Source organism: Halodesulfovibrio marinisediminis DSM 17456, assembly GCF_900129975.1.
Classification (GTDB): Bacteria; Desulfobacterota; Desulfovibrionia; order Desulfovibrionales; family Desulfovibrionaceae; genus Halodesulfovibrio; species Halodesulfovibrio marinisediminis.
The window spans coordinates 18,968-33,585 of record NZ_FSRG01000004.1 but is presented as its reverse complement, the minus strand read 5'-3'; the positions used below and the strand labels follow the sequence as shown (position 1 = coordinate 33,585).

General features: G+C 44.5%; 8 protein-coding genes. 5 read left to right on the top strand and 3 right to left on the bottom strand.

Translation table 11 applies throughout. The features are described from left to right. Positions 1–60 precede the first annotated feature (60 nt). The 3 genes from BUR09_RS04720 to BUR09_RS04710 form a co-directional block, all read right to left on the bottom strand. Entirely contained in the window at positions 61–3,141 is a 3,081-nt protein-coding gene (locus tag BUR09_RS04720) for an ATP-binding protein (protein ID WP_074215816.1), read from the bottom strand. Continuing rightward, positions 3,141–4,403 (bottom strand): metallophosphoesterase family protein, encoded by a 1,263-nt coding sequence (locus BUR09_RS04715; RefSeq protein WP_074215815.1) that lies wholly within the window; start codon positions 4,401–4,403, stop codon positions 3,141–3,143. The genes BUR09_RS04720 and BUR09_RS04715 overlap by 1 nt, the downstream gene beginning before the upstream one ends. 213 nt (positions 4,404–4,616) lie before the next feature. Next, positions 4,617–5,537, bottom strand: a complete 921-nt coding sequence (locus BUR09_RS04710; protein WP_074215814.1) for an RluA family pseudouridine synthase — start codon at positions 5,535–5,537, stop codon at positions 4,617–4,619. Positions 5,538–6,180: 643 nt separating this feature from the next. On the opposite strand from BUR09_RS04710, the gene BUR09_RS04705 reads away from it, so the two are divergent. The 5 genes from BUR09_RS04705 to BUR09_RS04685 all read left to right on the top strand — a co-directional run bounded on the left by BUR09_RS04705 (position 6,181) and on the right by BUR09_RS04685 (position 14,441). Continuing rightward, a complete protein-coding gene (locus tag BUR09_RS04705; protein WP_074215813.1) occupies positions 6,181–7,524 on the top strand; it encodes a helix-turn-helix domain-containing protein in 1,344 nt (447 codons plus the stop codon). 135 nt (positions 7,525–7,659) lie between these two features. After that, positions 7,660–8,814, top strand: a complete 1,155-nt coding sequence (dnaN, locus tag BUR09_RS04700; protein WP_074215812.1) for a DNA polymerase III subunit beta — start codon at positions 7,660–7,662, stop codon at positions 8,812–8,814. Next, positions 8,814–11,210, top strand: a complete 2,397-nt coding sequence (gene gyrB, locus BUR09_RS04695) for a DNA topoisomerase (ATP-hydrolyzing) subunit B (protein WP_074215811.1) — start codon at positions 8,814–8,816, stop codon at positions 11,208–11,210. The genes dnaN and gyrB overlap by 1 nt, the downstream gene beginning before the upstream one ends. A 9-nt stretch (positions 11,211–11,219) precedes the next feature. Then, positions 11,220–13,658, top strand: a complete 2,439-nt coding sequence (gyrA, locus tag BUR09_RS04690) for a DNA gyrase subunit A (protein ID WP_074215810.1) — start codon at positions 11,220–11,222, stop codon at positions 13,656–13,658. Positions 13,659–13,661: 3 nt separating this feature from the next. After that, complete coding sequence (locus tag BUR09_RS04685; protein ID WP_074215809.1) at positions 13,662–14,441, top strand: tetratricopeptide repeat protein; 780 nt, start codon at positions 13,662–13,664, stop codon at positions 14,439–14,441. Positions 14,442–14,618 lie beyond the last annotated feature (177 nt).

Sequence of the window (14,618 nt, the reverse complement as noted above, 5' to 3'; positions counted from 1 at the left end):
CTTTTTTCTTTTGTCTTCGAGAGAGTCGCACTAAGCTTGTAGCTATCTAAAAATTATTCCTTACATAGCAACCGGATCCAGCACCCCGTTTGTAACGGTATATACGCCAACATCTTCAGCATGCTTTTGCATAAGATCTACTGTCTGCGGATGGCAGGTAAAAAGAAATACCTGATTATGCGCTGCCAACTCTGCAATAGCTTCTGCAGTATTTGCGGCTCTAGTTGGATCGAAGTTCACCATGATATCATCCATGATGACAGGTAAAGGTTCATTTTGACCTGAATGACTCAGAATGTGTCCCAAACGCAACGATAAATAAAGCTGCTCAACAGTACCGCGACTTAACTCTTCCGGTTCACGACGTGTACCATCTTCTGCCAACGCATAAATAGTATCTTCACCAAGCGGCTTAAAGACTCCGCTGTAAGCACCTCTTGTGATGGTATTAAAGAAAATACCTGCCTGTTTTATAACTTCCGGCTGCTGTTCGCGCTCAAACCGCTCACGGGCACGGGATAAAAGATGCTCTGCAATACAATACCGTGCCCACTCTTTTGCTAGTCCGTTCGCTTCCTCTTTATGCGCTTCGCTTTGCGTCCGTAAACGCGCCTGGTCTTCTGCTGAAGTTAATTTTTCCTGCTCAACCTTGGCTTGAATTAATTTTTGGCGAAGCTCTTCCTGCTCTTGTTCTTTCTGTTGAATTGTTGTTGCTAATTCAGAGGCCTTAACAGCCAACTCCTGCTCACTCTGCTGACCAATACGTACTGAAAGCTGTTCTATGTCACCGTCTTCACTTGCAGCTGTCAGAGACGCTTTCAACGCATTAAAAGCAGAAAGTAACTCCTGCTGTCGGGTATATACCGCGTGATTTGTTCTAAAAGACTCTTCATCAATTACACTTGCAGCAGTAAACAGTGCGTGAATTTCTTCTTCCAAACCTGCTAAAGAACCACGAAGTACTTTAGCAGCCTCTATCTCTTTTTGTAGAGATTCTGAAAGAGATAAAACTGCAACTTGCGCAGCTTGGGATTCTGTTAAGATGCGAAGCAACTTATCCTGCGTCACATCACGCTTAATAGTACGATCAAACGAATACTCCGGCTCAACCCCAGTTGTTTTACATAGAATATCCTGCTGTTTTGCATAGGCATCAAGCATGTTGTAAACAGAGGTCTTACGCGCCTCCAGGTCGGAAAGCTGACTAATCTTAGATTTGGCGTCCTTAATAAGCTGCAAGGTTTCCGGAATATGCTGAACACGCAGAGAAGAGGATAATCCACGATCTTCCAGCCATTGTTCAACCTTTGTATTGACTGTTGTTAGAATATCGTCTGCATTCTGCTCAGCACTGCATCCTTTTTCAACCTGTTCCTTTGCTATATCAAATTGCTTTTGAGCAAGTTGCACCTTGTCCTGCAATGCTTCATACGCAACAACATCACGCTGCATGTCATCATACAAATCCTCAGCCTTACGCAAACACGCCTCTGTTACAGACGGTTGAGGAAACAACAATGGTACATTCCCCATCAAGTCCAACATATCCTGTTGCTGCGCTTTTATAGCTTTTTTTTGTCGCGATGAACTCAGAAGAAGAACTAAGACAGCTAACGCAATCACTGCGATGCCACAATGCATAGTATACTGGGGAACTGGAGCAAAAAATGGCAGGACAGATATACCTGCTCCAACAAGACCTAATATTGACGGCACAATAAGCGTGAAGCCGGTTGAAGTATGTTCCGCTGCTAGCACCATTGGCAAACGAGAACGCACGGTTCGCAATACCTCTTTCTCGTGCTGCAAATCGACCGTGGTAGAATCCAAATCATTCTTCAAAGAAGCAAATCGAATCACACCAGCATTCAGCTCAAATTCATAACGGCGCTGTTCAAGGTTACGGCTGGCATCTTCAAGCACTCCTGAAAGACGTGCAGATTCACTCTGTGCAAGCGTTACGGCCTGTTTTGCCGCATCTACCTGCTCCTCAAGCTGTGCAATATCACGACGTGTATTCTCTGATAAGTCAAAGGCTGCAACACGCTCTGCATTCCAATCAACACCGAGCTGCTCAAAAGTCTCAGAAAGATCACGCTGAAGAGTTTTATGCTCTATTTCAAACTGTTCAAGCTCGCTCTTTTTAGCGTTCATCACAGCTTTTTCTTCACTTAATGCACGAACAATATCCTGTTGAGCTATCAGTTCTGAATTGATAACTTCTTCTTTTTCTGCAATTTCACGTTTTGTTGCCTCAATGCTGCCTTTACGCTTCAAAAGCTCTTCACGTTTTTCTTGAGCCATACTGCTATTGTTCTCAAAACGCAGCAATCCATCCTGAGGAAAAACAATAAGCGGCTGAACAGCATCCAGCGCAGCTTTCTTTTCTTTATATTCTGTAAAAATACCCCACAAACGAATATCCGCATTTACGGTTCCAGCTTCTATTCCAAGCTCCCGCAACGTACTATTTCGTTCAGCAAGTTCTTCTTCCAGCTCTTTAATCTGCTCAGAAACCGCCAAGTACGCAGCAACACTGTCTTCACTCGCATTCATATCTTTGCGAAGTTGCTCAAGCTCTTTAAGATGCTTGTTTAGCGGTTGTACGCTACCTCTTTTTTTATACAATGCCTCGCGCTTTGCAGAAAGATGCTTCATCACATCAGTGTAGGAAGCCCCGCCACCATGCACAGTACCGTACAGGGCATTACGAACAGCATCACCGGTTAATGCATCTTTATTTTGCAACTCTGTCAGCGAAAAACCATACACATTCTTGTAGAGATCAAACGACACATTACCGAGCAGCGCCTGCAAAGCAGTTTCGTCCATCTGAAAACCATCCGCACCAGAAATTACAACGCGTTTAGGTTTGAAAGAACGCTCCAGACGCAATGCGCCAAACTTTTGTGTATCCAGCCCTAATACACCTGCGTGGTTTCCACCCCGAAGCGGCTCATGATGGGAAATACCTTTCACTCTTCTTGGCAATCCAAACAGCATGTACCGTAAAAATGACAGACACGTGGATTTTCCTGCTTCATTGTTACCAAGAAAAACATTCACGCCGGAAGAAAAGCCAGAAACTTCCTGTTCTGCAAAAACACCAAAACCATTGATATGAAGGTCAGTTATCCGCATTATTCTGCCTCCAGTAAATCAAGGCATACGTATTGTGCTTCTGTCGCCAGTTGCGTCAGCTCTTCATCAGAAAGAATTGTCAGATGCCGCTTACTGGTTGGAGAACTGAATAGTTCACTCACAGCTTCACGAAGCTCTCCAGCACCGTCTTCACTTGTCAGCTGCTCTGCAACCGTCAGAGCCTCACCAAGCAGGTCTGGACGGCTTCGCATAGCTTCAATATCTACATCCGGTTTACAGGCAAGTTCTATATCTTTAAGCCAAACAAACGGATTATTCTCCATTTGTCCCTCACGAATACGATCCGCAAATTCCTTCACCGCACCGTTCTTCCTCAACTCACCGTCGAGTACACTGCGGCCTTCGAGCACAAGGCGTACAATCACTCCCTTACAGTTCTCTGGGAGTTGCTGCACAAGGTCTTCAAGACGGGATTCAACCACTTCTTCCAACATATCGAGTTTTTCTACGGCAGAAATATCTACTTTCTCAATCTTCCACTGAATTACGCCAAGCGTGTAGTGTTCTGTTGAAATCTGACCATCTGCAACAGTGACCATTAAACAACCACGTTCACCCTGTTCGTTAATATGCAAGCCTTGAATATTGCCTGAATACGCAACAAACGGCTCACGGCTCACAACCTGCTGTTCATGGATATGACCAAGCGCCCAGTATTCAATGCCTGACTTGGCAAAATCAGCCACGCTCGCCGGAGCATATTGCTCAGAAGCTGCAACCGAATCCACAGTGCAATGTAACACCGCCACCTGAACCACCTCGTCCTCAGTACGGCTATACAGTCTGGCAAGCTTTCTACGCTCATTATGTTTGCCATGGCTTACGCCATGTACGACAGTAACAAGCTCCCCTTCCGCATCTTCTATTCGCACCTGTTCAACACCATCAGTCCCAAACACATGCACGTTTTCAGGAAAACTAAATGATCTTTCAGTCTCCTGTAGTGGGTCATGGTTTCCGTGAACAATAAAGACTCGCACCCCCACGTCGCGCATCCTCTTACACGCATCTAACAATGCAAAGCGTGCCTTCAAGCTCTGGTCTTCCTGATTGTAGATATCGCCAACAAGAACGACGAACAATGGACGTTCGCTACACGCAAGTTGCGTCAAACGTTCCAACGCCTCAAAAGTAGAGGATTGCAGTACACCCGCAAGCCTTGGTGATACATTAGCAACACCTTTAAAGGCTGCGTCCAGATGCAAATCTGCTGCGTGGATGAAAGAAAATGTCGGTTTCATAGGTGGTCAGACTCCGGTGGGTCTTCGACAAGCCTCCGGCGGTCTAAGAACCTTTCTCAATAGAAAGGTTCTTAAGAATCTCCAAAGACTTTTACTCGCGAGTTCAGTAGGTTTTTTATTTTTCTCTCACAGCTTTTACGCCACCACCTCGGGAGTACGTAAATAGTGAGGACAGCGAAAAATTTATTTCAATAAAAAAATACAATCTAACAATTAGATATTACTAACAAGTTCAGCTCCAACATCAAAAGGGGGGGTCCATCTAGGCATACAGATGAAGGATTCATCAGGTAAAACAATCCGCCATGCATGGAGCAGCATTCCTTGTGTATTCGGCAAGCCGTTATATTTAGTATCACCGATAATAGGATGGTTTCTGCTAGAAAGTTGCACTCGAATCTGATGCGTACGACCTGTCTGTAATGAAATGTGCAGCAAAGATTTTCTATTTGTTACGAGCAGCGGGGTGACAGTGCAAAGAGACTCTTTCCCTCCACCAGTCTCCATACGCTCTTTTCCGTCTTCTTGAGTCTGTTTACTCAATTGATCATGGAGCTCGACTGTGTCGGGATATTTCCAGCGGCCTTCAACCCAGGCAAGATAATGTTTACCCAGCGCATGCTCATTACGAAAAAGTTCATGAAGTTCTTGCAAACGAGTATAGCTGGTCGCAACCAACAGTAGGCCAGATGTATTTTTATCCAACCGATGAGCAGGAGTAGGGCAAAATGGTGCATCAGCATATTTTGCCTTCAAACGAGTGGTCACAGCGTCCGCATGCCCTGTCCCCGGTTGAACCGGCAACCCCGCAGGCTTATACAACACAAGCAAGCCATCAGCTTCACCAACAATAATAAGCTCAACGTGCTCTTTCGCTGAATCCAGTTTTTCTTTTTTCTGCTCAGAAGCTCTCAACTCATCGATAGTATATGGTGGGATACGCACCATATCATCCTGCTTTAAACGCACAAAAGGCTTCACGCGTCCTTTATTCACGCGCACCTGTCCTGTCCTGATCCAACGCATAATTGCGCTCTTAGGAACATCTTTATCCACACGGCGCTGTAAAAACTGTAATAACTTCTGACCAGCTTCTTCTGGGGTTACCCTAACAAACTCAACCTTACTTCCCATGAAAATCCTTTCTCAGCCTTGAACGAATCCCCTCTGAAATTTTTTTACTTAGATCTCTTCTACAGGGGGCAACCATTCACATTCGTTTGCGGCATTCTACTATTCAAATTTTTAATATCCCGCATTTGTACTGCATCATATTTCAATTGGCTACCGCAGATACGTTATCTACAACATGTTCCTAACTCATATCAGTGGAAAATGTTCGTAACTTTTTTATCCCATTTTTTTTTCAAAGAAATCAAACAACATCTTACGAACATTTATGTTTGTACATAACTTGTTCCTAACACCTTCAAAAAAGTCCTTTCACGATATCTTTCCAGAAAAAATTCCTAGCTAGAGGTACCTGCCTGCCGAAAACAAAAAAGTTCAAAACAACTACAAACAATCATCGTAAGAATTATTTTTATGATTTTTTTTAGCCGAACCTTCGATTTCGCACAGAACGCCCTTAGAATGCCTTAAAAAGGGGGAAGATAGCTTTAGACTCATTTTGTCGAAAAAAACAGGCGCAGAACGGCGATTGCTTGGCTTACCCTTTGTTTTTTGATATATAACTAAGGTTGCGTCGCCTGATTTCAGGCACGAGAAATTAGGTAACAACTTTTGCTAATAACCAACCGAAAGTAGTAGATTTATTTTGCTGAAAAACGGGCTGAGATCTTTTCTCGAACAGCGGTATCCTGAAAAGGAGCTTCGCAACTGGTTCGACCCCCTCACGATACGCTATGGTGATGTTGAAAAAAGCGTATCTGTTGCTTTTCCTCACGCTTTTTTCGGCTCATGGTTCACTACACATGGAAAAGCTGCTCTGGAACAGGCAGTGCGGGAATACATCAGTCCGGAAGTGGTTGTCTTATACGACACACCAATTACGGAACCTGCCCCCGCTGTAACTGAAAAAACACATGCTGCACGACCTGCTGATACGCAGGAAAAACCAACACCTATCGTCAGCCGCGCGGTGAGCAATAATCAGTTTACGTTCGATACATTTTTACACAACGCTAAAAATGTATTCCCTGTTGCAAGCGCAAAAGAAGTGGCCAAGGCGGAGATTTCCCCGAAGTATAATCCGCTCGTTATTGCCGGCCCTTCTGGAAGCGGAAAAACCCATCTATTGCGAGCTATTGCACACTCAATCATTGAACAGCGCGGAGAGGAGTCAGTGTTCTTAGGGAACATTGAAGATCTTGCGGCGCTATATCAGGACGGCAGCCCCGGCGCCCGATTTGAGATGCGCAAAAAAATTGTTCAGAAGAATTTCTTTTTATTGGATGACTTACAGCGACTGGAAGATTTTCCAATTCTACAGGAAGAGCTTATCGCGCTCTTTGATGCATTCCATGACAACAATAAGCAGATGGTATTCTGTTGTACGGATGGATTGACTGCGCATGACTTTCTGCTGCCCACCTTACGCTCCCGTCTGGAGTGGGGACTGCTGGCTCAATTAAAGCCTCAGGATATGGACATCAGGATCAAGTATGCCACAAGCCACCTGAAAGATAATCAGATAAAGCTGACCAATGACCAGATTATCCTGCTATGTCAGCGTTTTGATGACTTCAGATTGTTACAGGGTGTACTGCTCAAGCTTGCAGCATTTAAGGACCTGATGAACACAGAAGTCTCTGAATATGAATTTAATCAGATTATCGAACACACGGACAACACAAAGTCTAATCCGCTTACCTCTGACATTATTATCAGGGTGGTAGCTGAACACTACATGCTGCAGGCAAAAGATTTATTAAGTGAAAAACGACACCAGAAGATCGTACTCGCCAGACAGGTTGCCATGTATCTGACCCGTACACTTCTTGGTTCATCGTATCCGGCTCTTGGTAGAATGTTTGGCGGAAAAGACCATTCTACCGTTATCTATGCGGTTAATAAAATTAAGAAATTTATAGTTAAGAACAAAGATACGAAACTTTTAATAAACGAGCTGAAGGAAAAGTGTCTAACTGCGACAAAGTAAAAAACACGCCTTTAGTTACGCGCACCCGGTTACTAACGGGTTATTTTTAGTGACACAATATAAGTATGAAAAATCAAACAGTTACCAAAGTTAATAACATAGTAACAGCCCCTACAATAACTACAAGGAGATCATATGTATTTAAAAGTATTTAAAGAAGACGTCATTGACGGTCTCCTGAAAGCTGCGAATATCATTCCTGCAAAGACAGGAGCAGCCTACTTACGTTCCATCTGGCTTAAAGCTGAAGGCAACACGCTACAGATTCTTTCTACTGACTCTAATATTGAATTCAGCGGTAACTACACAGCAGAAGTAACCGAAGAAGGGTTGGCTGGTGTTCAAGGCAGAGCATTTGTTGATCTGGTAAAAAAAATGCCTGCAGGCGAAATCACACTCCGTCTTGAAGAAGACGGTAAGAACCTTCTTATCGAACAGGGCAGAAAACGCTACAAACTTCCTGTTAATGAAGTAACTTGGTTCCAGAACTTCTCTGATTTCCCTGAAGCAAACTCTGTTTACTGGTCTGGTGACTTCCTTCAGGAAGTTATCGATAAAATTTCTTTTTGTATTTCTGATGAAGACACTATGGAAGCGATTGCTTGTCTTTCCATCAAACCAATGGAAGATCAGTACATCGAGGCATGTGGTCTTAACGGACATCAGTTCTCCATGCAGCGTTTCCTTAATGATGAATTGCATGCACTGCTTCCTGAAGACGGCATTCTTCTTCAAAAGAAATATCTCAACGAACTTAAGAAGTGGCTCGGTGGTGATGAAATCGAGCTGAACATTGATAATAAACGTCTCTTCTTCCGTACAGGTGATAAACGTGAGGTCTTCACTATCCCTCTGTCTTACTATCAGTACCCAGACTACAATTCATTCTTGTCCCGTCTTAATTCTGAAGATGTGACCAAGCTTACCGTTGATCGTAAGCTTATGATTGATGCGCTTGATCGTCTCCTCATTTTCAACACAGACAACAATCGTTGCACTTACTTCACCTTTAACGGCAGTGAAGTAGAGCTTGCATCTCAGGGACAGGAAGTAGGTATCGCAAAAGAATATGTTGATGCAGAGTTCTCTGGCGATATCGAAAAAATTGCGTTCCCGACTCGTAATCTGATCGAAATTCTCAATCACTACCAGTCTGAAAAGTTGTCTTTTATCCTTACCGGAACAGAAGGTCCTTGTGGTTTACGCGGCAATGATGATCCTGAATATACAGTGATTATTATGCCAATGAAGATTGTAGAAGAGACTTACTACAGCGAGGAAGAAGTTTAATGACCAGTAAGAGTCAGTATACTGCGGATAGTATTCAGATCCTTGAAGGCCTTTCCGCAGTTCGTAAACGTCCGGCCATGTATATCGGCAGCACGGACGTTCGCGGTTTGCACCATCTCGTTTATGAAGTTGTGGACAACTCTATCGACGAGGCCATGGCAGGATTTTGTGACAAGATTTCAGTAAAGATCCATCTTGATAACAGTGTAACTGTTCAGGATAACGGCCGTGGTATTCCGGTAGATATTCACCCGAAAGAAAAACGTCCTGCTGTAGAAGTTGTTATGACTGTTCTGCACGCAGGCGGTAAGTTCGATAGCGATACCTATAAGGTGTCCGGTGGTCTGCACGGTGTTGGTGTTTCCTGTGTAAATGCATTGTCTGAATATCTCGAAGTTACCATCGACAGAGAAGGTACCCGCTATAAGCAGCGCTATGAGCGTGGTGTTCCGGTAACCAAAGTTGAAGAAGTAGGTGGTTCTAGACGTCGCGGTACTACTGTTCGCTTCCGTCCTGATGAAGAGATTTTTGAGACGAACCAGTTTGTGTTCGAAACTTTGAAAAAGCGTTTCGAAGAACTTGCATATTTGAACTCTGGTCTCGAAATCGAATTTATTGATGAACGCTCCGGTGATTCCATCACCTTTAAAGCTGAAGGTGGCATTAAGCAGTTTGTTAAAGATATGAACACCGGTGAAGGCGGTATGCACGCTATTATTTATGGTGGCGGTACCGGTGCCGGTCAGCATGAAAATATCTTTGTAGAATATGCGTTACAGTACAACGCAAGCTACAAAGAGAACTTGCTGACCTTCTGTAACAATATTCGTACAAAAGAGGGTGGTACTCACCTTCAGGGCTTTAAAACAGCACTTACACGTGCAATCAATGCATACATTCAGGCAGCTGATCTGCCACGTAAGTACAAAGTAAAGCTTTCCGGTGACGATGTCCGTGAAGGTCTTACTGGTGTTATCAGTGCAAAAATTCCTCAGCCTCAGTTCGAAGGTCAAACTAAGACCAAACTTGGTAACAGTGAAGTTGCCGGTATTGTGTCCGGTTTGGTGTATGAACAGCTGATGACCTATTTTGAAGAAAACCCGAAAGACGCACGCACAATTATTGAAAAAGCTGTTGATGCTGCTCGTGCACGTGATGCTGCGCGTAAAGCTAAAGACCTTGTTCGTCGTAAGGGGGCTCTTGGGGACAATTCTCTGCCGGGTAAGCTTGCTGACTGCCAATCCAAAAATCCGGAAGAGTCCGAACTCTACATCGTGGAAGGTGACTCTGCGGGTGGTTCTGCTAAACAGGGGCGTAACCCTAATACGCAGGCAATCCTGCCTCTTCGCGGTAAGATCTTGAACGTTGAAAAAACACGTTTCGATAAGATGCTCGCGAATAAAGAAATTAAAGCTATGATTACGGCAATGGGTGCCGGTATCGGTGAAGAAGACACTGATTACGATAAGCTCCGCTATCATAAGATTGTTATTATGACAGACGCGGACGTGGACGGAGCGCACATTCGTACGTTGCTGCTCACATTCTTCTTCCGTCAGTATCCGGAACTTATCAGTCGTGGTCACCTCTATATTGCGCAGCCACCACTGTATCGTGCTCATTCCTCACGTTTTGAGCGATTCATTAAAGATGATGACGAGCTTACAACATTCCTGCTTGAACGAGTTGCCAAGGAACTCATTATCGTGGGTGAGAACGGCGTTGAGTTCGCTGGTGATGATTTGAAAGGACTGTTGACCACTGTACGTTCCATTAAAGGAAAAATACGTGAAGTGGAAAATGTAGGCATGAATGAAGAGCTTTTCCGTACCCTTCTCGACCATGATAAGCGTCTCTTCCCTCAAAACTTTGAGGAAGAGAAGTTGAACGGTCTCGGTGCACTGCTGGAAGAGCGTGGGTATTCTGTTGAGATTGAAAGGGAAGAAGACGAAATTGATTCCCGTACCTTCATCGTATTCGAAGACTTAAACGGACACCGTACGCGTGTAGGCTCAGAGTTCTTTAACTCTAAGATGTATAAAATTCCGTACATTGCTTTTGATGATCTGCGTAATATGTGTGGCGGTTTAAGCTTCAACCTGCGTCGTAAAGATGCTGAGACGAAAGTTGAAGATGTTCTTGAGCTGGTTGATACCGTTATGCAGGAGGCTCGCAAGGGATTGAATGTACAGCGCTACAAAGGTCTTGGTGAAATGAACCCTGACCAGCTTTGGGAAACCACAATGAACCCGGAAAACCGTATTTTCTTGCAGGTGACCATTGATGATGCAGAGGAAGCAAGCGAGACCTTTGAAAAGCTTATGGGTGACAAAGTAGAGCCACGTCGTGAGTTTATTGAACGAAATGCGCTTAACGTGCAGGAACTGGATATTTAGGAGAGCTACGTGTCACTAGAACCGCAAATTACTATCGAAGAGGAGCTCAAGAAAGCATATCTTGAGTATTCCCTCAGTGTTATTGTCGGCCGTGCTATCCCGGATGCCCGAGACGGTCTTAAGCCGGTACACAGACGTATCATGTACGCACAGCATGAGCTTGGTAACTCATTCAATCGTGCACATAAGAAATCTGCACGTATCGTCGGTGACGTAATCGGTAAGTACCACCCGCATGGTGACTCTGCGGTATACGATGCTTTGGTACGTATGGCGCAGCCGTTCGCAATGCGTGACCCACTCGTTGATGGTCAGGGTAACTTTGGTTCCATCGATGGCGATGCTGCAGCGGCAATGCGTTACACCGAATCACGTATGTCCCGTCTTGCAGGTGAGTTTTTGAGCGATATCGAAAAGGAAACTGTTGAGTTCCGTCCGAACTACGATAACACCCTTCTCGAACCAAGCGTGCTTCCAACCAAGGTGCCAAACTTATTACTTAACGGTACTTCAGGTATTGCGGTTGGTATGGCTACCAATATTCCACCGCATAACCTTGGTGAATTGATTGGTGCATTACTTATTCTGCTTGAAAACCGCGATGCTAAGGTGTCCCAGCTTATGGAACACGTTAAGGGACCTGATTTCCCGACTGGCGGTTTCTGCTACGCGGGTAAAGGTCTTGTAGATGCATACAATACCGGTCGCGGTACAGTAAAAGTTCGCGGTAAAGTTGAAATTGAGGAGCGTAAAAAAGGACTCCAGTCTCTTGTTATTAGAGAGATTCCATACGCACTCAACAAATCTTCTCTTGTAGAAAAAATAGCATCTCTGGTTAACGACCGTAAAATCGAAGGTATTACCGACCTCCGTGATGAATCTGACCGTAAAGGTATTCGCGTTGTTATTGATCTTAAACGCGGCACCATTCCGGAGATTGTTATTAACTCCCTGTATAAGTTTACTCCGCTGGAAACTTCCTTCGGTATCAACATGCTGGCAGTTGTTAACAACAAGCCACAACTTCTTAACTTACGCACCGCGTTGCTTCATTTCCTTGATCATCGCCGTGAAGTTATTATCCGTCGTACACGTTACGATTTGCGTAAAGCAGAAGCACGTGCACACATTCTTGAAGGTCTGCGTATTGCTCTGGATAATATCGATGAAGTTGTTAAAATCATTCGAGCATCCAAAACAGCAGCAGATGCAAAGCTGGCTCTTAAAGATCGATTCGAGCTTTCAGATGTTCAGGCACAGGCAATCCTCGACATGCGCCTCCAGCGTCTGACTAACCTTGAGCACGAAAAACTTCTTGAAGAATATAACGAGCTCATCAAACTTATCGAATACCTCACATCAATTCTCGAAAATCGTGAAGTACTGCGTGGTGTTATTCGTGAAGAGCTTGAATACATCAATGAACGCTACGCAACGCCTCGTCGTACCTCTATCGAGTTTGATGAGCTTGATGGTATTGAGATCGAAGACCTCATTCCTGATGACGACGTAGTCATTACTCTTTCCCGCCGTGGTTACATTAAGCGTACAACCCTTGATGCGTACCGTGCTCAGCGACGTGGCGGTAAAGGGGTTGCTGGTCTACATACCGGTGACGGAGACTTTGTTCAGGACTTCCTGACAACCTCCAACCATCAGCACCTGCTTCTCTTTAGTAATAAGGGACGTATGTTCCAGATGAAGGTTCATCAGGTTGCAGAAGGTTCCCGTACTGCGAAAGGCGTACATATTGCGAACCTGTTGCCGCTTGAAAATAACGAGTGGATCACAACAGCCTTATGTGTTCGTGATTTTGACGAAGATCGCTACTTCCTCTTTGCGACCAAGAACGGCATGGTTAAGCGCTCCAGCGCTGAATTGTACAAGAAGAGTCGTCGTACTGGCATTATTGCAGTAGGTCTTAAAGAGAATGACGAACTCATTATGGTCCGTGAGGTTGACGATAATTGTCAGATTGTTCTGACAACCGCTTCCGGTATCGCTATCCGCTTCTCCTGCACGGATGTACGTGCTATGGGACGTTCAGCAACCGGTGTAAAAGGTATTGCGCTTAAAGGTGACGATGAAGTTGTAGCATGTGTAACCCTGCGTAGTGATACTGAATGCGAAATTATGACTGTTGCTGAAAACGGCTACGGTAAACGTACCAGAGTAGAGCTCTATCGTATTCAGTCTCGTGGTGGTAAGGGTATCATCAACTTTAAGGTAACACCGAAAACCGGTAAGGTTCTCGGCGCAATTCCAGTACTGCTTGAAGATGAACTTATTCTTTTGACTTCCGATAACAAAGTTATCCGCATGGAAGTTAAGGAAATTCGTTCTGTAGGTCGCGCAACACAGGGTGTACGTCTTGTTAATATGGATAAAGGCGGACACGTTGTTGGCTTTGACCGTGTTGTTGAACAGCAGCAGGACGATCAGGAATAACAAATGGACCGAAGCGTTCTCTTGCTTCTCGTAATAGTAAGTATCCTCGTCTCCGGCTGCATGCAGTCGGAGATCGAGGATGAACTTTCTAGAGCTCGAAAAGCATTCATCAATAAAGAATACACAGAAGCAGAACGTTTTTATCAACGTTACCTGCGTGATAACGATAGCGGGATAGAGCGTTGGAACGTCTGGAACCGGCTTGTTGAGGTTGCCGGAACTGTTCGGGGAAACAAAAACCGAGCCATTGAATTGCTGGATGCAATGCTTTTGGAGTACTCTGGAGAGCCGGATAGATATAGGCAGGTCTTAGTAAAAAAAGGAAACATGCTTATTGAAGGTGGGCTCTGGTCGGAAGCAATCACAGTATGGTCGCAGTTATTAAGTGCTCCTGCGGTGAAAATTGAAGAAGAAGCAACAGCATATGCCAATCTTGGAAAAGCTTACCTTATGCGTGGTGAGTACGGGCTTGCAGTGGACGCCTTTAAAGATTGCCGAGAGTTGGAGTACAATAACTCCGGACATAAGCAGTTGTGTATTTATGAGCTTGCGCAAGCTTACGCTTTTTTAGGTAATCATGTTGAAGCAGAGAAGAATCTGAATAATCTGTTGCAATATGAGGCTGTCGAAGTCACACTCATGGCGCGAGCAAAATTGTTGCTGGCTGATATTTATGAGCAGCAGGAACAGCCACAAAAGGCCATAGCGTTATTACAAGATATTCGTGAAACTTATCCGAACCCGCGTGTCGTTGAGTTCAGGTTGAAGAGTTTACAGAAATAATTTTAATGAACGTAATATACTTTGGTGAAGTCCTTTTTTGAAGGTACGGGTAAGAAATTCTTATACGTTTTTTCAGGAAGAGGAATGCAGAGGGGGAACCCCGTTTTTTTCAAAAACGGGGTTCCCCCTCTGCCCGCCAGAGGCTGTAAAAAACTTTCAGAAAACTATGCACCTTCC

What these genes read in the sequence shown, in the direction of transcription:
- BUR09_RS04720 (WP_074215816.1), bottom strand. Translation starts at nt 3,141, where the DNA reads ATGCGGATAACTGACCTTCATATCAATGGTTTTGGTGTTTTTGCAGAA.
- BUR09_RS04715 (WP_074215815.1), bottom strand. Translation starts at nt 4,403, where the DNA reads ATGAAACCGACATTTTCTTTCATCCACGCAGCAGATTTGCATCTGGAC.
- BUR09_RS04710 (WP_074215814.1), bottom strand. Translation starts at nt 5,537, where the DNA reads ATGGGAAGTAAGGTTGAGTTTGTTAGGGTAACCCCAGAAGAAGCTGGT.
- dnaN (WP_074215812.1), top strand. Translation starts at nt 7,660, where the DNA reads ATGTATTTAAAAGTATTTAAAGAAGACGTCATTGACGGTCTCCTGAAA.
- gyrB (WP_074215811.1), top strand. Translation starts at nt 8,814, where the DNA reads ATGACCAGTAAGAGTCAGTATACTGCGGATAGTATTCAGATCCTTGAA.
- BUR09_RS04685 (WP_074215809.1), top strand. Translation starts at nt 13,662, where the DNA reads ATGGACCGAAGCGTTCTCTTGCTTCTCGTAATAGTAAGTATCCTCGTC.